This is a genomic window from Cyanobium sp. Cruz CV13-4-11 (genome assembly GCF_024346055.1).
In the GTDB taxonomy this organism is placed as follows: Bacteria; Cyanobacteriota; Cyanobacteriia; order PCC-6307; family Cyanobiaceae; genus Cyanobium.
The window spans coordinates 90,346-109,774 of record NZ_JAGQCH010000009.1; the positions used below are offsets into that span (position 1 = coordinate 90,346).

Here is a 19,429-nt window from a genome sequence, read left to right on the forward strand (position 1 = left end):
CTCGAAACAAGCGGTCACCGTGAAGGAGACCGGTATCCGGTGGGTAAGGGTGATCGGCTTGGCCGACCGTCGCATCATTCTGTGGCAAGGCCCCGCGCTCCCATGGGGGCCGGTAACAGTTCTTCACGGCGGATGTGTTGGCGAGATCCCTTGGCTTGCAAGGGCTTTCGCGGGAGTTCTTAACACCATTCAAGCGCAGCAATTGTTCATCTCTTGTTGCCGTCCTCTGGTGTACCGCAAGCGCATTCACAGCCCAATCTCCCCGTCTCGTTGTTGAGACAGGCCAAAAGAAACCCCCCGAGGCTGACCCGGGGGTTCGCTAAAGCACCGGAAGCGCTCGTTCAGGGGAGAGGCTCGATCGGCGGGGAGAGGGTCAGATCGCCCCCCGCACCGAGGGGGTCAGACCCCCATTGCCGCCGTAGAGGGAGGCGGTGCGGTTGACTGTGGTGAGCGGGACGCCATCTTCGGTGGCCAGGCCTCGAAGGTAGGGCACCGTGTCCTGGCCGAAGGCCGAGGCGTACTCCCGGGCGTTGAGCAGTTCGGCCACGGCCGCCTGCTGGCCGGCCGTGGCACGGGTGGCGAGGAACCGGCTCACTTCCGTCGGCATGGCGGCACGGCCGAGCAGGGCCAGGTAGGCAGCCGAGGCCGCCCGCAGGGGGGCCATCCGCTGGAGCCTCTGCTGGAAGAGATCACTGCCGGCGATCTGGGAGACGAATTCGGCCACCGAGAGCTGGCCGTCCCGCAGCTGGGATTCCGGATCCATCTGGCGCTCGGCCGCGAAAGGCACGCGGTTGAGCAGTTGGCGGTAGACCGCCTGCACCACCGCCTGGACCTGGGTTTCGCTGGGATCCCGGAGCAGTTGCACGGGACGGGCCAGGCTCTGACGACGGCTGAAGCCCTGGGGGGAGCCGGGTCGCAGGGCCTTGGCCATCGCCCCGTCGGGAGCCACGGCGGCGCCGCTCAGCAGGTTGGTGCCCACCATGGCCTTCCAGCTGCCGGCGATGCCGATGCTGGCGGGGGCCCCGTAGCCATTGCCGCCTCCCGCGCTGGAGACACCACTGCGCCAGAGCGGGGCAGACCCGCCGCCAGGCTGCCAGCGGGTCTGGCTCCAGCTGCGGGTGGGGGCCGGTGCCTGCTTGACCGTCTGGGGACCGCTGGGGACGCCGGAAGAGACCGAGGCGCTCTGGCCACCGGCCACATCGGCTTTCCACTGGCCACGCACGTTCGGTCGGGCCGTCAGGTTGCGGGGCACCAGGTCGCCCACGGTGCGCAGCACCTGGGCGACCGGAACGATGGGGCGCTGGAGGGGGGTGATGTCGGCGACCGTCTCGAGGGTCCGCACCAGGCCGGGTATCCGGCGGGCGTTGCGATCGGCCGGGGTGATGAAGCGTTCGTAGGGGACGGTGTCCTCGCCGAAGCACTCGTTGTACTCACGGCCTTCGAGCATGGCGTCGACGACGCCGTAGAAGCCCTTGCGGGCCGCCGTGTCGAAGTAGGCGTTGATCTCCCAGCGGCCGAAGCTGGGCCGGCCGAGGAGGCGGCGGTGCATCACCTCGATGGCCTTGGTGATGTACAGGCCGCTCCAGTAGCGACGACGGAAGGCGTTGGAGCGGGCCACCTGGCGCACGAACTCCCGCAGGCTGATGTCGCCGTTCTCGAGTTTGATCTCCTCGACCTTGTTGCGTTCACCGGCGTAGCCGGCGGTGCCCAGCACCTGCACGTAGACCGCATTGATGACGGCCTGGGTGCTGGATTCGGTGCCGCGGATGCTGGGCTGGCCGCCCCGGCGGGGGGTGGAGCTGCCGCCGGTGGCGATCTGGCGCAGGCGCACCACCTTCGGACCCACCCGGCGTGGGGTGGCCTTGCGGAACTGGGCGCTGTCCATGGGCCCGGGCTGGGCCATGCCGTTGCCGATCAGGATCCGACGGGTGTCGTAGCTGAAGGGCGCCGGGCGGGTGGCCACCGAAGCCGTGCTGGAGGGGAAGATCGCCCCGTAGGTGAGGGCCAGGGGGTCGTTGCCTCCGCCGTACGGGTGCTGGTCGGCGAGGGGCTGGCGGTAGGAGGCGTAGAGGGTGATGTACTGGGGCGCACCTTCGAACGGGGCGCTGAAGCGGAAGAGATTGCGGTTGGACCCCCAGCCGGCGCTCTCCTGGGCCTCCTCGCCGATGTCGCGCAGGTAGGGAACCGTTTCCTCACCGAAGACCCGGGCGTACTCCATGCCGTTGACCAGGGCGTCAACGAGGCCGCCCAGGCCCTTGGTGCTGACGATGGCGAAGTACTGGCGGAACTCCTCGATCGAGCTCACACCGCGGCCGAGGAAGTGGCGGAAGGCCAGTTCCACCACCCGGCTGTTGGAGAAGCGGCCATAGAACTGCCGCTGGTAGACCTTGCTGCGACCGAGGGCGCGGATGAACTCTCGCATCGAGAGCTGGCCCTGGCGCACCTGGGTGGCCTCCACCGGGCACACCACCTGGGAGTAGCCCTTGACGATGTCCCGCTCGAACACCTGGCGGTAGGCGGCCCGGATGATTTCGGCCTTCTCAGCGCCGGACAGGCGTGGCCGCATCACGAAGCGCTGGGCGCCTTCGGCGGCGAGGGCATAGGTGGCGGGGAGCTGCAGACCCTGGTTGACGGGGCTGCCGAGGCGGGCCCGGGTGGAGGGGGTGGCCACCTCAAGCTCCTTGAGGAGCACGTTGAAGCAGTCGATCACGAGCTGGCGGGATTCCGGTTCCCCCTTGAACAGGCTGGCGGCGGCGGCGCGCATCTCCTGCAGGGCCACGTTGGTGGCCGTCAGGGAGCAGGCCTTTTCGAGCACATCGCGGAGGCCACGGGTGTTCACGGCCAGGATGCTGGGATCGCCCGCGATCACCGCGTAGCCCACGTAGCGCAGGAACCAGGCCATGTCCCGCAGCGACTTGCGCATGCGGGCGTTGCCGTAGATCGCCACCGAAATGGGGTTGAAGCCGCTAGGCAGCACGACCCGCACATCGGCGTCGGCCTGGACGCCCTCCAGGATCCGGCCGAGCAGGCCACTGCCCCCGGAGCCCTGGGCGAAGGTGCGCACCGAGCGCTGAAACGCGGCCTGGTCGGCGGCGAGGGCGACAGCATCGGCCGCCCCAGCGCTGGGGGTGCTCAGGGGGGCGTCGAGATAGGAGAGGGGGGTGCCGCCCGTGAAGATGCGGTTGGCGGCCCTGGCCACGATCGCGTCGGCGTTGGCGGAGATCCGTCGGGCCGCTTCGACACGGATCTGGCCGCTGCGGAAGAAGGTGGTCAGGGCGTCCAGTTCGCCGCCGTCGGGGAAACGGTCCTGCTGCTCCGCCTTCCGGACGCTGGAGAGCGGCAGGGTGTCGTAGCGCTGGGGGGCAACCCTGGTGCTGCCGCTGCTGGCGGTCACGGTCATGAACGAGAGCGAGCCGGGCTGGGTCACGTTACGGCTGCGCCCCTGGCCCCCCGGCGGGGGATGAACAAATGTTTGCAGCCTTCCCCGGGGCTCAGGCTGAACAGCGGCCGACGCCGTGGAATGCTGCCGGACCCTGCACCAAGGCATTGATGGATCACCCCCCGGAGGCCCCGCTGGATGCCGCCACGCCGGTGGTGAGCGCCTTCTACGACCGTTTCCCCTACCCGGGGGACCCTCTCCAGGACGGCCCGCCACCGGGATACAACTGGCGCTGGTGCGTGGACAGCGTCGTGGCGGCCGTGGACGGGGCCCTGCCGCCTGGGCCGCGCCCCTGGCGGATCCTCGACGCCGGCTGCGGTACGGGGGTGAGCACCGACTACCTCTGCCATCTCAACCCGGGGGCCGCCGTGCTGGCGGTGGACATCAGTGCCGGTGCCCTGGCGGTGGCCCGGGAGCGCACCGCCCGCTCCGGAGCCGCTGCCCAGGTGGCGGAGCTGCGCATTGAGCAGCGCAGCCTGCTCGACCTGGCCGGGGAGGGCCCCTTCGACTACATCAACTCGGTGGGGGTGCTGCATCACCTCGACCAACCCGCGTTGGGTCTGCGCGCCCTGGTCCCCCTGCTGCGGCCGGGGGGCCTGCTGCATCTCTTTCTCTATGCCGATGGAGGGCGCTGGGAGATCCACCGCACCCAGCGGGCCCTGGCCCTGATGGGGGTGGGCACCGGGCCGGCCGGCCTGCGGCTGGGGCGGGAGCTGTTCCATACCCTTCCCGAGACCAACCGCCTGCGGCGGCACCACGAGCAGCGCTGGGCCCTCGACACCGCCGCCGATGCCAACTTCGCCGATATGTACCTCCACCCCCAGGAGACCAGTTACGACCTGGAGCGCCTGTTTCGTTTCGTCGATCAGCCCGGGGTCCGCTTTGCCGGTTTCTCCAATCCGGAGGTCTGGGATCCGGCCCGGTTGCTGCAGGGGGAGCTGCTGGAGCGGGCCCGGGCCCTGCCGCCGGCGCAGCAGTGGGCCCTGGTGGAGAGCCTCGATCCCGACATCAGCCATTTCGAGTTCTTCCTGCGGCGCCAGGACGGCGACGGGGCAGCGGGCCCGGCGTCGGAGTCTTGGAGCGATGAGGCCCTGCTGGCGGCCGGCGGCGAGCGCAACCGTTGTCTGTGGGGCTGGCCGTCCACCGCGCTCCTGGGGCCGGAGCTGCGGCCCCTGACCATCTCCGAGCCGGAGCTCGCCCTGATGGAGGCCCTCGAGGCAGCCCCCGCCGGCACCCCGATCGGGGCGCTTCCGGTGGCCCTGGGCCCCGAAGAGCGGCTGGCGGCGGCGCGGCGACTGCTGGCGGAGCAGGTGCTTCTGTTGCTTAGAGCCTGAACGGGCCGAGTGATAAAGTCCGCACGCCAAGACAGAGCCTCGACGGTTGCAGGCTGCCCTGACCCCCTCTCCGGATGCCGTTCCCCCTGCGGAGACGTCGGCCGAAGCGGTCGAAGGACATCCGACCAGCGACGCTTCAACCCTGCCTGAAGTCGCCGACGCTTCGTCGCCGGTGAACAACGGCATGGACGGTTACCTGCGGTTGCAGCGCCGGATGCTTGTTTCCACGGTCTGTGCCACCGCCCTGGCGGTGCCCATCACGGCCCTGTGGTTCGACCTTCCCACCGCTTTCAGCCTGCTGGTAGGAGCCCTGGCGGGGCTCCTGTACCTCCGGCTCCTGGCCCGCAGCGTCACCCGCTTCGGCGTCGAAACCAAGGGGGTGGGCAAGGCCCAGCTTCTGGTTCCGGTGGTGCTGGTACTCGCGGCCGCCAGGCTGCCCGTCCTCGAGATCCTGCCAGCCCTGGTGGGTTTTCTCCTCTACAAGCCCGCTTTGATCGTTCAGGCCGTCCTCGACACCTGATCCAAGTTTCCGCCGCTCCGGCGGCCCTCTTCAGCCGCTTCGGCGGCCCCTCCAGCCGCCTTGCGGCACCCGACGTTCCGCCAGGTCCTATCCCCGATGGCTCCGTTGCCCCTCGCCCTTCCCTTCGCCGCCCTTGAGGTCGGCCAGCACCTCTACTGGCAGCTCGGCAATTACAAGATCCACGGTCAGGTCTTCCTGAGCTCCTGGGTCGTGATCGGCGCCCTGCTGGCCGTTGTGGTGGTCGGTACCCGCCGCCTGGAGCGTGATCCCAGGGGTGTGCAGAACCTGCTGGAGTTCCTCTGGGATTACCTGCGCGACATCGCCCGCGAATACATCGGCGAGAAGGCCTACCGCGACTGGCTTCCCTTCATTGGCACCCTGTTCCTGTTCATCTTCGTGAGCAACTGGGGCGGGGCCCTGATCCCCTGGAAACTCGTCCACCTGCCCAGCGGTGAACTGGGTGCACCCACCGCCGACATCAACACCACCATCGCCCTGGCCTTGCTGGTGTCGCTGGCCTACTTCTATGCGGGCCTGAGCCGCAAGGGTTTCCGGTACTTCGAGTACTACGTGGAGCCCACACCGATCATGCTCCCCTTCAAGATCGTCGAGGACTTCACCAAGCCCCTCTCGCTCTCCTTCCGTCTGTTCGGCAATATCCTGGCCGACGAACTGGTGGTGGCGGTGCTGGCCTTCCTGGTACCCCTGGTGGTGCCCCTGCCGGTGATGTTCCTCGGCCTGTTCACCAGTGCGATCCAGGCGCTGATCTTCGCCACCCTTGCCGCTTACTACATCGGCGAGGCGGTCCACGAGGAGCACCACTAGCTCCTGCCCCCGCTGGGCCGGTCCCCCGGTCTGGCAAACTCTCTGCGCGCAGGTCCGGCACGATCCGGGCCCGCCTTCCCAGGTGTCCCCGGCGCAGGGTTCTCGACAAGGTTCCTTCCGCGCTTCCCCGGCGCCCCACATTTCTAACCCCACCATGGATTCCCTTACTTCCGCTGCGTCTGTCGTGGCTGCTGGTCTTGCCGTCGGTCTCGGCTCCATCGGTCCTGGCATCGGCCAGGGCACCGCTTCCGGCGGCGCCGTCGAAGGCATTGCCCGTCAGCCCGAAGCCGAAGGCAAGATCCGCGGCACCCTGCTGCTCTCCCTGGCCTTCATGGAATCGCTCACCATCTACGGCCTGGTGGTCGCCCTGGTGCTGCTGTTCGCCAACCCCTTCTCCTGATCGGAGGCCGTCGCGGGGATGAGCGGGCCGCACGTTCGTTGCGGCCCTTCTCCACCCCCGGCTCCGTCCACGCCTCTCCCACCGCCCGCCTTATTGCCCCATGACCAGCTGGCTTCTGCTTGCCGAGGCAGGTGCGACCGCCGGGTCGCCCGAGGGAGGTCTGTTCGACCTCGATGCCACCCTGCCGCTCATGGCGCTGCAGGTGGTGCTCCTCACCTTCATCCTCAACAGCCTGTTCTTCCGACCGGTCGGCAAGGCCGTGGAGGACCGTGAGGGTTACATCACCACCAGCCGTACCCAGGCCAAGGAGAAGATCGCCCAGACCGTGCGCCTCGAGGCCGACCTCAAGGAGCAACTGAAAGGGGCCAGGCTCGAAGCCCAGAAGGTGATCCTCGAGGCCGAGCAGGATTCCGACCGCCTTTACCGCGAGGCCATGGCGGTGGCCCAGGCCGAAGCCATCGCCAGCCGCGAAAGCGCCCGTAGCAAGATCGATGGCCAGCGGGCCGATGCCCTGAGCCTTCTTGAGGCCGATGCCGACAGGCTCGCCGACCTCATCGTCGACCGTCTTCTGCCCGCCTCATGATGACCTCCACTCTCCCGTCGCTGTTCGCCAGCCACGGCACCTTCGGCCTCAATCTCGACATCTTCGAGACCAACATCATCAACCTGGCGATCGTGATCGCTGGCCTGACGTGGTTTCTGCGGGGCTTCCTCGGCGGCATCCTTGAGCGTCGCCGCGAGCGCATCCTCGGCGAGCTCAAGGACGCCGAGGAGCGCCTGAGCGTCGCCACCGCGTCCCTCGCCGTGGCCCAGAACAGCCTGGGTGAGGCCCGCGCCCGTGCCGAGAAGATCCGCGCCGATGGCAAGGTCCGCGCCGAGGCCATTCGCCTCGAGAGCGAGAAGCGCACCGTCGAGGAGATGGCGCGGCTCAAGCAGGACTCCCAGTCCGATATGGATTCGGAGGTCTCGCGCGTCAGCAAACTGCTGCAGCGCGAAGCCGCCGAGATGGCGATCGCCAAGGCCCTCGCCAGCCTCCCGGGCCGCCTCGATGCCAGCACCCAGGCCCAGCTGATCGATCAGTCCATTCAATCGATGGGGAACGCCTGATGCCTCTGCTCAACACCATCACCACCCCCTACGCCGACGCCTTCCTCCAGGTCTGCGACGCCAATGGGGACACCGATGCGGTGATCGACCAGGCCCGGGCGATCCTGTCCCTGTGGCATGACTCCAGCGACCTGCGCGAGGCGATGGCCTCCCCGGTTCTGGAGGTCGAAGGCAAGAAGGCGGCCCTTGAGAAGCTCTTCGGCAAGGACATCTCCCCCTCCTTCCTCAACCTGCTCAAGCTGCTGGCCGACCGCCAGCGCATCGGCTACCTCGATGCCGTCCTGGAGAGGCTCCTGGAGCTCTACCGCGAGCAGAACCAGATCGCCCTGGCCACGGTGACCTCCGCCAGCCCCCTGAGCGACGAGCAGCAGGCCCTGCTCGCCGAGAAGGCCAAGGTCGTGGCCGGCACCGACAAGGTGGAGATCAGCCTCGCGGTGGATCCTGCCCTGATCGGTGGGTTCGTCCTCAGTGTCGGCTCCCGGGTGATCGACGCCAGCCTCGCCGGTCAGGTGCGGCGCCTCGGCCTGACGCTCGCCAACGTGAGCTAGCGCCTCGCTCCCTTTCCCCTCTCCTTCTCACTTCATCGCCTCCCCTCCGGGGACTCCCACCCATGGTTTCCATCCGCCCCGACGAGATCAGCGCCATCCTCAAGAAGCAGATCGCTGACTACGACAAGTCGGTGTCTGTCAGCAACGTCGGCACCGTCCTGCAGATCGGTGATGGCATCGCCCGGGTCTACGGCCTGGAGCAGGTCATGGCCGGTGAGCTGGTCCTGTTCGAGGACGGTACCGAGGGCCTGGCATTGAACCTCGAAGACGACAACGTCGGCGTCGTGCTGATGGGCGAGGGCCTGGGCATCCAGGAAGGCAGCACCGTCAAGGCCACCGGCCGCATCGCGGCGGTGCCCGTGGGCGACGCCATGCTGGGTCGGGTGGTGAACGCCCTGGGCCAGCCGATCGACGGCAAGGGTGAGATCCCCACCACCGAGACGCGCCTGATCGAGTCGATGGCGCCCGGCATCATTCAGCGCAAGTCGGTGCATGAACCCATGCAGACCGGCATCACGGCGATCGACGCCATGATCCCCATCGGCCGCGGCCAGCGGGAGCTGATCATCGGCGACCGCCAGACAGGCAAGACCGCCATCTGCATCGACACCATCCTCAACCAGAAGGGTGAGGACGTCGTCTGCGTCTACGTGGCCATCGGCCAGAAGAACGCTTCGGTGGCCAACGTGGTCGAAGTGCTGCGTGAGCGCGGCGCCCTCGACTACACCGTGGTGGTGGCGGCCAGCGCCTCGGAAGCGGCCGCCCTCCAGTACCTGGCCCCCTACACCGGCGCGGCCATCGCCGAGTCCTTCATGTACAAGGGCAAGGCCACCCTGGTGGTGTACGACGACCTCACTAAGCAGGCCCAGGCCTACCGCCAGATGTCCCTGCTGCTGCGCCGTCCCCCCGGTCGTGAGGCCTACCCCGGCGACGTCTTCTATTGCCACAGCCGCCTGCTGGAGCGGGCCGCCAAGCTCTCCGACGCCATGGGCAAGGGCAGCATGACCGCCCTGCCGATCATCGAGACCCAGGCCGGTGATGTTTCGGCCTACATCCCCACCAACGTGATCTCGATCACCGACGGCCAGGTGTTCCTCAGCTCCGACCTGTTCAACTCCGGCCTGCGGCCCGCCATCAACGTGGGCATCTCCGTGAGCCGGGTGGGCGGCGCCGCCCAGACCAAGGCCATCAAGAAGATCGCCGGCACCCTGAAGCTGGAGCTGGCCCAGTTCGACGAGCTGGCCGCTTTCTCCCAGTTCGCCTCCGACCTGGATGCCGCCACCCAGGCCCAGCTGGGCCGGGGCAAGCGCCTGCGTGAACTGCTCAAGCAGCCCCAGTTCAGCCCCCTGATCCTGGCGGAGCAGGTGGCCGTGGTCTACGCAGGCGTCAAGGGTCTGATTGATGAGGTGCCCGTCGAATTGGTGCCCCAGTTCGCCCGCGAGCTGCGCGAGTACCTCAAGAGCAGCAAGCCCGAGTTCATCAACAAGGTTCAGACCGACAAGGTGCTGAGCGACGAATCCGAAGCCATGCTCAAGGAGGCCATCCGCGAGGTCACCTCCTCGATGCTGGCTGCCGCCTGAGGACTCTCCACCCATGGCCAATCTCAAGGCAATCCGTGACCGGATCAGTTCGGTCAAGAACACACGCAAGATCACCGAAGCCATGCGCCTGGTGGCCGCCGCCAAGGTGCGTCGGGCCCAGGAGCAGGTGCTGCGCACCCGCCCCTTCGCCGATCGCCTCGCCCGGGTCCTGCAGAACCTCGAATCCCGCATGGGCTTCGAGGGGGCCGATTCCCCCCTGCTGGCCGAGCGTCGTCCGGTGGGCACCATCACCCTGCTGGTTGTCACAGGCGACCGGGGCCTCTGCGGTGGCTACAACGCCAACGTGATCCGTCGGGGCGAGCAGCGCTTCGCCGAACTCAAAGCCCAGGGCTTCGCGGTGGACATGGTGCTGATGGGCCGTAAGGCCATCACCTATTTCACCAACCGCAACTACCCGATCCGGGCCACCTTCACCGGCCTGGAGCAGGTGCCCACCTCCCAGGAAGCTGGCGAGATCGCCAACGAAGTGCTCGCCGAGTTCCTTTCGGCCAGCACCGATCGGGTGGAGATCGTCTTCACCCGCTTCATCAACCTGGTGAGTTCCCGGCCGGTGGTCCAGACCCTGCTGCCCCTCGATCCCCAGGGCATCGCCAGCTCGGATGACGAGATCTTCCGTCTCATCACCCGCGACGGCCGCCTCGGCGTCGAGGTCGGCAAGGTGGAGAATGTCGAGCCGGCCCTTCAGCCGGACTTCGTGTTCGAGCAGAGCCCCGATCAATTGCTCAATGCTCTTCTGCCCCTCTATCTGGCCAACCAGCTGCTGCGCTCCCTCCAGGAAGCGGCCGCCAGCGAACTGGCCAGCCGGATGACGGCCATGAACAACGCCAGCGACAACGCCAAGGCGCTCGCAAAGACCCTCACCCTCGACTACAACAAGGCCCGCCAGGCGGCCATCACCCAGGAGATCCTGGAAGTGGTGGGTGGCTCGGCGGCCATGGGCTGATCGTCAGTTCCAGGTGGCCGGTGGCGGCATCCCGCTCCCGGCCCAACAGCCAGCCCTCCGGGCAGAGCAGCAGGAGCTCCATCGTTGTTCGCACCCTGCTCCCGTGGCAGAGGTGACCGCCCCGTGTGCGTCCCTCCCGGTCGGACACCACCAGGTGCAGGTGGGCGCCATCCCCGGTGAGGCTCCCTGTCAGCGTGATCACTTCCTGCGGTCCGGTGAGCACAACGCCTCTGTCCCGATCACCGAAGCGAAGCACGGGACTTTCGAGGCTGCCGATGCCGCAGACGATGAAGCCGCAGAGCTGCGGATCGTCCTGGGCCATGGCTTCGAGTGTCCCGCGTAGATCCACCCCCGGTGGCAGACGAAGTGGATGGTGGTTGGCGACCGTCATCAGGGAACCTGTTCAGGGGTCAACAGCCACAGATAGACAGCTTCTCGTTGAACGCTGCCCTTGAGTGGCAGGCAGGGAGTTTGGGAAGGCGAAGCTGGAAGATGATGGTGGCCTGGCCACTCGAAGGGCTTGTTCGAAGTGTTACTTCCCCACAGGAAATGACCGCAGAGATGTGCATTATCACTCATTGAGTATCGGGTACCACCCACATGATGGCGATCAACATGTCTCAACATCAGGGTGGCTGGAAAAGGCTCCAAGAAACTCATTTGACAAGTTGGCGCTGCAAATCAAACTGTTAAGGATTGGGCAGAACCTCAATAAAGATCACTGAATGCGTTGAAGGGATCCATATGGCTTGCATTTTTGCCTTAGTGATTGGGCGTCTGTAAATCGACTGGCACTACAGCACTAAGAACAGTTGCGATTTGAACCCAAGCCATTCCCGGGATCTTGATTCCATCACAATCGGGCCAAAATCACGGAACATACCGGCAGGGAGGGTCTAATGTAATCATAGGAAAAGTTACAATCATGACAATCGACAATAGTACACATAACGCTTTAGAGCGCTCAATCAAAGAGATCGACTGGAATGCCATCCGAAAGCCTAAGTATTATGAGTCGCCTGCGGCCTGGGAAGATCAGGTGCTTTACTTTTTGATGTTGGATCGGTTTTCTAATGATAGAGAACAAGGTTATATTGACAACGATGGTAAACCAACGAGCCACGGAAAAACGCCTTTGTTTTCCTTTTCCACAGACGCCTACAAGGCGGATCGGACCAGCTGGGCTGATGCGGGAGATGAGTGGCTGGGTGGAACACTTAAGGGATTGCAAAGTAAAATCGGCTATTTACAGCGTATGGGTGTAACTGCGATATGGATCAGCCCTGTCTTCAAGCAAGTTGCTTCTGACCAGCACTCCTATCATGGCTATGGTATCCAGAATTTTCTAGATGTAGACAAGAATTTTGGGACCCGTGAAGATCTTATTGAGTTGGTGAACGTAGCACACGCACATGGTATTCGGATTATTCTTGACATCATTCTAAATCATGCAGGCAATATCTTTGTCTACAAGCTAGATCCTAATCGTTATCCCGCAAAGGACGATAAGGGTCATACATACATAGATCCACGCTGGGATGGCAAAGTTTATCCGGTGGAGGGTTATCGAGACGCCTCTGGAGCAGCCATTCTGCCGTTCCAGGCTCTTGATATGTCCACCCATGGACCCGCCTGGCCTGACGGAGCAGTTTGGCCCTCTGAGCTTCAGCCAAGCGACACATACACCAGCAAGGGACGAATTGATAATTGGGATTATGATCCCGAGTTTATGGAGGGTGATTTTGTCTCCTTGAAGGACATTCACCATGGCGAGCACACCCGCGATAGCAGCGGACAGCGTGTAATTGATGATTTTACACCTTCACCAGCACTCAATATCCTTTGTGATGTCTATAAGTTCTGGATTGCCCTCACAGATGTAGATGGCTTTCGTATTGATACTGTGAAACATATGGAACTTGGTGCCACACGTTTTTTTGCCTCCGTTATCAAGGAGTTTGCCCAGTCGTTGGGAAAGGAACACTTTTTCTTGGTTGGTGAGATTACGGGAGGGCGGAGTCGGGCCTTCGAAACCCTCGATTTGACAGGGTTGGACGCCGCCCTTGGTATTGATGAAATCCCAGATAAGTTGGATTATCTCGCTAAGGGTTGGCGTGAACCTTCCGATTACTTTGGACTCTTCCGTAACTCCGTTCAGGAACGAAGAGCTTCACATGTTTGGTTTGGCAAACACGTTGTGACCCTGTTTGACGATCACGATCAAGTGCGAAAGGGGAAGTCAAAAGCACGCTTTTGCGGAGACAAAATCAATCGCGGCTTCACCTACCTGAAGGCAGTGTTGGGGCTCAATCTCACCTCCATGGGCATTCCCTGCATTTATTACGGCACGGAACAGGGCTTCGATGGAGCTGGAGAGAGCGATCGATTCCTCCGAGAGTGCATGTTTGGCGGAGATTTTGGCTCTCTGCAAAGTACGGATCGGCACTTCTTCAACGAGCAACATGAGATCTATCGCTTCCTGGTTGATGTGCTGGAGTTGCGTTCGAAGTATTTACCTTTGAGGCGTGGTCGGCAATACTTGCGTGAGATCTCCGACTCGGGAGCGCCTGGCACCTTTGGCACACCACGAATGATCGGTGGGCAAATCCGCTCAGTGGTTCCCTGGTCGCGGCTGTTCGCCAACCAGGAAATACTTCTAGCCATCAACACCGATGCCGACAATCCGCGCAGCGCCTGGGTTACGATTGACAATTCCCTCCATTCCGATCTCAATAGTCCTGCTGGTCGGATGACCTGTCTCTATTCCACAAATTCAGCCCAAATCAACACCATAACACTAGTGGAGGCGAGAAACGGCAGGGCCGTTCATGTCACAGTACCGCCGGCTGGATTTGTGATCTTCATCTAAAGTTCGTTGGCGTACCTTGCCTACGTGACCAACACTTCTGCGACCTCTAAAGGATTTTGGAACTTGTTTGACCAACAAACGCGCCGGGATTGAGTACCGCCGCTGGCCAGTCGCCCTCGGTGATGCCTACACCTTGCCGTTACATCTTGACCCTGACTTCATGGCGGTTTCCCTCAGTCGCGATGAACTGGCTCGAACCTTCGAACGCTTGCCATCACCTGGCCGCAATGAGCTCAGGCAGGAACCAGAAACATCCAGGAAGCGGCCCAGGTGAATGGCATTGTTAGTTTGCGTCATGGCAGTCACCCAAAAGCTCGCCAACCTCTGCCTTTAGAACGATCAAGTCCGAGTAGACTAGCCCGAATACCGCATCGTCATCGACTGCTCCATAATCATGAGCGAGCAGATTTCGGAAATCAACGATCGCACGAGAATTGGATATGGAACTAAACAGCCTTTCGTCGAGGGCGCTGACCCTTCTAAGTGCCTCACCAATAATGATGAACTCTCGCTCGACAGCAGATCTCACAGCACGCTTGTTCCGGTATTCATCTAACGAGATGCCGCTCACTACGTCTTCAATTGAGTTGCATGAATCAAGGACATCCTGCAAATATGCAGATAAATCACGTGCCATAGATCAGCTTCTTTGTTCGATCAATCTCGCCAGCAATAACTTTGTTCTTCACCGCTCCCTGCATCACCAAGTCAACGTCGGCTTGGAAGATACTCCTAAACGCCTCGCGAGCGTCTAGAAAGACATGGAAGCGTTTGGTGATTTCCAATGGGCCAAACTCAACAAGAAGGTCAATATCGCTTTCTCCAGGTCTGAAGTCATCTCTCAAGGCTGAGCCAAAAACAAACAAACGCTCAATTCCGTATCGCTGGCAAGCTGCTGCGATCTCTTCTAGCTTCTCGTCAATGACGACTGACATGACTCACCTCCTAGCTCCATTGTACCCGGAAACCCAGGGAGTCCACCAAAAGACCCTGCATCGAGGGCTTTGCAACGTCAAACTAACGCTCATCATCACCCGCCCGAAGAACTATTTGTAGCCATGCCGTACCTGGAAATCGGGTCGGGTGAATGATGTTGTAGGCCCCCAGCTCCGAAAGAACCTTGGTTTAGAGCAAGGCGGAGCGGGAGCCGATGCTGGCGGGGCGCTCTTAGCCCTGTGGTGGTGAGCTCGCCAGCTTCTGTGCCAGAGCCGTGGAGAGCCGCCTCAGCGCCGCTGACATCTCCCCGGTGGGGATGTCCACGCTGATCAACGTGGGGCCCGTCACCCCCTCTGATCGCCAGCGGCCCAGGCAGCTCCAGAGCTCCTCCTCGTTCTCCACCCGCTCCGCGGCGCTGAAGCCCATCGCCAGGGCCAGCTCCCGATGGGCCACCGGCTGCAGATCGTTGAACGGTCCATCGAGGATCGGTCGCTCGGTGCCATAGCCGCCGTTGTCGAGCACGACCACCAGGGCGGGAATGGCATAGCGGGCCAGGGTGGCCAGCTCGTTGGCGCACATCAGCAGGGCGCCGTCGCCGAGGAGCACCACGGGCGTGTGCTCCGGGCAGGCTCCCCAGGCCCCCACGGCGGCGGGCAGGGCGAAGCCCAGCGAAGCCCAGAAGCTGCTGGCGAGGAAATGGCTATCTTCCCCGAGGTGCAGATCGGCGGCGGCGAAGAGGGAATCGCCGGGATCCGCCAGCACGGTGGCATCGGCGGGCAGGACGGCTTCAATCGCCGCCATCAACCGCTCCACCCCCACCGGCTGGTCGGGCGCCGGCTCGAAGGTGGCAGCCGGCGCGGGGCCAGGGGCCGCCAGCGGCGGGATGGCGGACTCCCGCGCAGGCGCTTCCGCCCAGATGCGCAGCAGGGTGAGGGGATCGAGGTTCTCGTTGCGATCGTCGGCTGTGCGCAGCCCCCCCTCCAGATCCACCTGCAGCACGTGGGCGGGGTCCAACGCCATGGTGAAGACGCCGGTGTCGAGGTCATTGAGGGGCTGGCCTAGCACCAGCAGGCCGTCGCTGCTCTCCACACGCTGGCGTAGTTGCGGCTGCCCCATCGCCCCCTCGTAGATGCCTAAAACCTGGGGATGGCTCTCGCTCAGGAGAGTCTTGCCTGAGAGGCTGGTGGCCAACTGCCAGCCCTCCCGCTCCAGGATCTGCCGCAGCAGCGGCTGCAGGCGGAAGCGGGCCAGCTCCACGCCTCCCAGAACCAGGGGGCGCTGGCGGCCGCGCATCCAGGCCAACCAGCGCTCCCCCTCGCGCCGCAGTCCCTCCGGGATGGCTAGGGGCGCGGGGGCGGGCGGGGCCAGATCGATCGGCCACGGAATCTCCCGGTTGAGGCAATCGGCCGGAAGCTCCAGGTAGCCGGGGCGGGATTCGCGTCGCATCGCCTCCAGCACCCGCACCAGCTCCTGGGCGGCGGTGCGGCCGGAATCGAGCACTGCGCTCGCCACCGTGATCTCCCGGAACAGACGCAGCTGGGTTTGATCCGCACGGATGCGGTGGTGCAGCAGGGGGTGCTCCTCGCTCTCCCGCACGCCCGGGGCGCCGGAGATGATCAACAGGGGTGAGCGCTCGGCGTAGGCGCCGGCTACCGGATTGAGCAGCTTCAGAGCACCGACGCCGTAGGTGACCACCGCCACGCCCAGCCCCTGCAAACGCCCGTGGGCATCGGCAGCGAAACCGGCCCCCTCTTCCCCTGCGGTGCAAATCAGATCGATCGGCGAGGCCTGCAGGGCGGCAAACAGGCCGAGCACATAATCACCCGGCACTCCGTAGACGCGCCGCACGTCGCGTAGCCGCAGGGCTTCGATCAGTGCGGCGACGATCTGCATGACTGGCTGGCGGAGGTCTCCCGATCATGGAGTGGCGTTGGGAGCTGCCACTGCCTTGTACGGGAATCAAACTCTCTTTTCAGTCTGCAGCGGGATGGAAGCAGGGCGACTGGTGGACCGCATGGGTGGCCAGCCGCTGTGATGGGTTCTTCACCCCAACTTCCGCCCCAGCTGATCGGCCGCCTTCAGCGCCGCCACCAACGCTTCGGTGGTCACGGGGAAGGGTTCGTTGTGACTGGATTCGCCAGGGATGACGCTGCGAGCGGCGATGCGTTGCAGCTGGTCGGCATTGTTGGCGTCGACCCCCACCTGGGCCAGGGTGATCGGCAGCCCGACCGCCTTTTGGTAGTGCAGGATCTCATTGATTTCGGTTTGCGGTTGGCCTTCCAGCACCAGCTGGGTGAGCAGCCCGAAAGCCACCTTCTCGCCATGGATGTAATCGTGACTGCCTGGAATCTCGGTGATGCCGTTGTGAACAGCATGGGCCACCGCCAGGCCACCGCTCTCGAAGCCCAGGCCAGACAGCAGGTTGTTGGCCTCCACCACCCGCTCCAACGCCGGGGTGGGGGCGCCGGCCTCCACCGCTGCGCAGGCCGCCGGGCCATCGGCCAGCAGAATTTCACAACAAAGCTTGGCCAAGGCGCTGCTGGTGCTGCTGGGCAGACCTCCCACCATGTTGTGGCTGCAGCTCTGGCGCACGCTGCGGGCCTCAAACCAGGTGGACAGGGCATCGCCCAGCCCCCCCACCAGCTGGCGCTTCGGGGCGCGGGCCACCACCTGCGTATCCACCAGCACCAGCAGCGGATGGCGGTTGTAGAAGCGGAACCCCTCCACGCTGCCTCCCTCGGAGTAGATCACCGACAGGGCGCTGCAAGGGGAGTCGGTGCTGGCGAGGGTCGGGGTGAGGATCGCCGGCACATTCAGCTCATCCGCCACGGCCCGCGCTGTATCAGAAGCCTTGCCGCCGCCGGCCCCCACCAAAGCCACGGCTTGGCTACTGCGAGCCTCGGCCACCAGCCGGTTGATTTCCACCTCGCTGCACTCGCCGCCGAAGGCGATCACCACCGGATCCAGGCCCACCTACGGCAGCACTTGCTGCCAGATCGGCTGCAGATCCCGTTGGGCCGTACGGCCGGCCACGAACAGCACCCGGCCGCTCAGCCCCAGCCGCTGCAGCTCCCTCCCCAGCTCATGGGTGGCGCCTGGCCCCTGCACGTAGCGCCCCGGACTGGCGAACACCGTGAGGGGGCGCTGGTGGAAACAGATCACCGAGCTGGTGTGGGCCATGGCAGCGAGGGCGGCAGAGGGAGCTCCACGCCTAGCAAGTTCGGTGGACCTTGGCCTCGTTCAGGCCCAAAGTCGCTGCCAAGTGTTGGTCCTGCGCCAATCAGAGAACCCACGGCCCAGGGCAGGGAAGAATGCCCATTGATCGACTCGTCCCTGCGAATGACGTCTTCACTCGGGCGCCATCGCCAACTCCGCCAGCCGCTGCAGAAATAAGTCCTTCCCGCCCTGCAGATGATCCTGCCAACTGGAGCCGGAATCACGGTCGGCATGGTCAGAGATGTATTTGAACGAGCGCCAGGGGATGCCCTCACGCTGGCAGACGGAGGCAATGGCGAACAGCTCCATGTCCACCACCTCCACGCCGTGCTGGAGTAGCCAGGGATCCACCGCCGTCACAAAGCGATCCCCGCTCCCGCACACCACGCCTTCGGCGCCGGAGTCGAGCTGGAAGGGGCCCGGGAAGAAGGGGGTCTGGCCGCGGGGGGCCAGCGGTTCGGCCTCCATGTCCACCTGCAGCACGCGGCGGATCTCCACCAGGCCCGCCAGGGAGGGGTGGAGACCGCCCGCCGTGCCGTAATTCACCACCAATTTGGGTCGCCGCCGCTGCAGCTCCCGGGTGAGGGCATAGGCGGCGTTGAGCTTGCCGACGCCCGTGTGCAGCACGCCGGGATGGTCGAGTTCCTCAGGCAGGGCCGCCACGATCAGGATCGACGGCAACGCCACCGGTTCGGGCGAAATCGGCATTAGTGGAAGGAGGCAACTGGCACTCACCCTTGCAGAGTGGCGCCAGTCGTCGCTCCGCCATGCCCGCCTCGCTCCGCCGTCAGCTGCTGCACCTAGCCACCGACCTGGCAGAGCTGGTGGAGAACCCCAGCGATCTGCCCCACGGTTTTGATCTGCTCACCCGCAGCTACACCACGCCCGCCGCCGACGCCGCCCGCGCCGCCCTGCGGGCGGACCCGGCCATCGCCCCGCTGGTGGCGGAGCGTTACTGGAGGGTGTGGCCCTCGCAGGCGGAGCTGCTGGCCCTGCCGGCGGAGAGCCTGGGCCATCGCTACGCCACCTGGTTTGCGAACGCCGGCGGCCAGCCCCTGCCCGATCCAGTGCTGGCGCCGGGCACCGACGGCGACGACACCTGGCTACAGCAGCGGGTGCGCCGCACCCATGACGTGTGGCATGTGGTGAGCGGCTGCCCACCGAGCCCGGCCGGCGAGGCGGCCCTGAGCGCCATCAACGTGATGCAGCTGCGCTGGCCCGGCAGCGCCATGCTCCTGGGGGCCGATCTACTGCACCGCTGCCTGGCGGGGCCAGCGGGGGACGAACCCGACGTGGGCCTGACGACGGCCTTCGGGCTGGAGCTCGGATCCGTTTGCTCACCACTGCTGGCCCAGCGGTGGGAGGAGGGTTGGCGAAGGCCGCTGGCGGAGTGGCGAGAGCAGTTGGGGATCGCTGTGCTGGTGGAGCGCAGTCCGTTTGCGGCCAAGGAGGGTCTATAAAACCATAGGTTAGTGCAACCGTAAAAGACTCACGTTTACCCGTGAACGCGTGCAGACAGGAATAAAAGTTGCTGGAGCAAGGCCAGACAGGCTTACGAATGCCTAACGCTCCAGATCAGAAGCGGGCAATAGCTTGCGCGTACGATGCAGAATTCTGGCTCCCGTCTTCTGCATCTGGATGTTATACGGGCTGCTTATGCAGTACTAGGCTTCTCAGAAACTCTGGCGCCA

Annotated in this window: 19 protein-coding genes; 11 read left to right on the forward strand and 8 right to left on the reverse strand. The window is 64.5% G+C overall.

What is annotated here, in order from left to right; translation table 11 throughout:
* Nucleotides 1-373: 373 nt before the first annotated feature.
* Nucleotides 374-3,400: a phycobilisome rod-core linker polypeptide gene (locus KBZ12_RS09000; RefSeq protein WP_254957587.1), complete on the reverse strand. Its 3,027-nt coding sequence runs from the start codon at nt 3,398-3,400 to the stop codon at nt 374-376.
* A gap of 149 nt (nt 3,401-3,549) precedes the next feature.
* On the opposite strand from KBZ12_RS09000, the gene KBZ12_RS09005 reads away from it, so the two are divergent.
* From KBZ12_RS09005 to KBZ12_RS09045, 9 genes are all read left to right on the forward strand, one after another.
* Entirely contained in the window at nt 3,550-4,773 is a 1,224-nt protein-coding gene (locus KBZ12_RS09005) for a bifunctional 2-polyprenyl-6-hydroxyphenol methylase/3-demethylubiquinol 3-O-methyltransferase UbiG (RefSeq protein ID WP_254957588.1), read from the forward strand.
* A gap of 46 nt (nt 4,774-4,819) precedes the next feature.
* Entirely contained in the window at nt 4,820-5,293 is a 474-nt protein-coding gene (locus tag KBZ12_RS09010; protein ID WP_254957589.1) for an ATP synthase subunit I, read from the forward strand.
* 96 nt (nt 5,294-5,389) lie between these two features.
* Nucleotides 5,390-6,118 carry a F0F1 ATP synthase subunit A gene (gene atpB, locus KBZ12_RS09015; protein WP_094585565.1) on the forward strand — a complete coding sequence of 243 codons (729 nt, stop codon included), beginning with the start codon at nt 5,390-5,392 and terminating at the stop codon, nt 6,116-6,118.
* 154 nt (nt 6,119-6,272) lie between these two features.
* Nucleotides 6,273-6,518 (forward strand): ATP synthase F0 subunit C, encoded by a 246-nt coding sequence (atpE, locus tag KBZ12_RS09020; protein WP_015110594.1) that lies wholly within the window; start codon nt 6,273-6,275, stop codon nt 6,516-6,518.
* A 100-nt stretch (nt 6,519-6,618) separates the two neighbouring features.
* Entirely contained in the window at nt 6,619-7,101 is a 483-nt protein-coding gene (locus KBZ12_RS09025; RefSeq protein WP_216906025.1) for a F0F1 ATP synthase subunit B', read from the forward strand.
* Nucleotides 7,098-7,625 (forward strand): F0F1 ATP synthase subunit B, encoded by a 528-nt coding sequence (locus tag KBZ12_RS09030; protein ID WP_254957590.1) that lies wholly within the window; start codon nt 7,098-7,100, stop codon nt 7,623-7,625. The genes KBZ12_RS09025 and KBZ12_RS09030 overlap by 4 nt, the downstream gene beginning before the upstream one ends.
* Nucleotides 7,625-8,173, forward strand: coding sequence for an ATP synthase F1 subunit delta (gene atpH / locus KBZ12_RS09035; protein WP_254957591.1), 549 nt, complete (start codon nt 7,625-7,627; stop codon nt 8,171-8,173). Before KBZ12_RS09030 ends, atpH begins: the two co-directional genes overlap by 1 nt.
* 62 nt (nt 8,174-8,235) lie before the next feature.
* Complete coding sequence (atpA, locus tag KBZ12_RS09040) at nt 8,236-9,753, forward strand: F0F1 ATP synthase subunit alpha (protein WP_254957593.1); 1,518 nt, start codon at nt 8,236-8,238, stop codon at nt 9,751-9,753.
* A 13-nt stretch (nt 9,754-9,766) separates the two neighbouring features.
* A complete protein-coding gene (locus KBZ12_RS09045) occupies nt 9,767-10,717 on the forward strand; it encodes a F0F1 ATP synthase subunit gamma (RefSeq protein ID WP_254957594.1) in 951 nt (316 codons plus the stop codon).
* On the opposite strand, the gene KBZ12_RS09050 is transcribed toward KBZ12_RS09045, so the two are convergent.
* The gene (locus KBZ12_RS09050) at nt 10,668-11,108 is read right to left on the reverse strand and encodes a PPC domain-containing DNA-binding protein (RefSeq protein ID WP_254957595.1); all 441 of its coding nucleotides are present in this window, start codon (nt 11,106-11,108) and stop codon (nt 10,668-10,670) included. The two genes, KBZ12_RS09045 and KBZ12_RS09050, sit on opposite strands and share 50 nt — an antisense overlap.
* A 534-nt stretch (nt 11,109-11,642) precedes the next feature.
* Between KBZ12_RS09050 and KBZ12_RS09055 the strand changes: the two genes are divergently transcribed.
* The gene (locus KBZ12_RS09055) at nt 11,643-13,586 is read left to right on the forward strand and encodes an alpha-amylase family glycosyl hydrolase (protein ID WP_254957596.1); all 1,944 of its coding nucleotides are present in this window, start codon (nt 11,643-11,645) and stop codon (nt 13,584-13,586) included.
* A 283-nt stretch (nt 13,587-13,869) separates the two neighbouring features.
* Here the strand turns inward: KBZ12_RS09055 and KBZ12_RS18660 are convergent, their stop codons facing one another.
* The 6 genes from KBZ12_RS18660 to KBZ12_RS09080 form a co-directional block, all read right to left on the reverse strand.
* Complete coding sequence (locus KBZ12_RS18660) at nt 13,870-14,223, reverse strand: DUF86 domain-containing protein (RefSeq protein WP_254992626.1); 354 nt, start codon at nt 14,221-14,223, stop codon at nt 13,870-13,872.
* A complete protein-coding gene (locus KBZ12_RS09060) occupies nt 14,213-14,521 on the reverse strand; it encodes a nucleotidyltransferase family protein (RefSeq protein WP_254957597.1) in 309 nt (102 codons plus the stop codon). The genes KBZ12_RS18660 and KBZ12_RS09060 overlap by 11 nt, the downstream gene beginning before the upstream one ends.
* A 232-nt stretch (nt 14,522-14,753) precedes the next feature.
* Entirely contained in the window at nt 14,754-16,415 is a 1,662-nt protein-coding gene (locus KBZ12_RS09065) for a thiamine pyrophosphate-binding protein (protein ID WP_254957598.1), read from the reverse strand.
* 150 nt (nt 16,416-16,565) lie between these two features.
* A complete protein-coding gene (locus KBZ12_RS09070) occupies nt 16,566-17,495 on the reverse strand; it encodes a glycerol dehydrogenase (RefSeq protein WP_254957600.1) in 930 nt (309 codons plus the stop codon).
* Nucleotides 17,496-17,702: a hypothetical protein gene (locus KBZ12_RS09075; protein ID WP_254957601.1), complete on the reverse strand. Its 207-nt coding sequence runs from the start codon at nt 17,700-17,702 to the stop codon at nt 17,496-17,498.
* A gap of 168 nt (nt 17,703-17,870) precedes the next feature.
* Nucleotides 17,871-18,446 (reverse strand): hypothetical protein, encoded by a 576-nt coding sequence (locus tag KBZ12_RS09080; protein WP_254957602.1) that lies wholly within the window; start codon nt 18,444-18,446, stop codon nt 17,871-17,873.
* Between the two features lie 59 nt (nt 18,447-18,505).
* Between KBZ12_RS09080 and KBZ12_RS09085 the strand changes: the two genes are divergently transcribed.
* Nucleotides 18,506-19,198 (forward strand): Coq4 family protein, encoded by a 693-nt coding sequence (locus KBZ12_RS09085; RefSeq protein WP_254957604.1) that lies wholly within the window; start codon nt 18,506-18,508, stop codon nt 19,196-19,198.
* Nucleotides 19,199-19,429 lie beyond the last annotated feature (231 nt).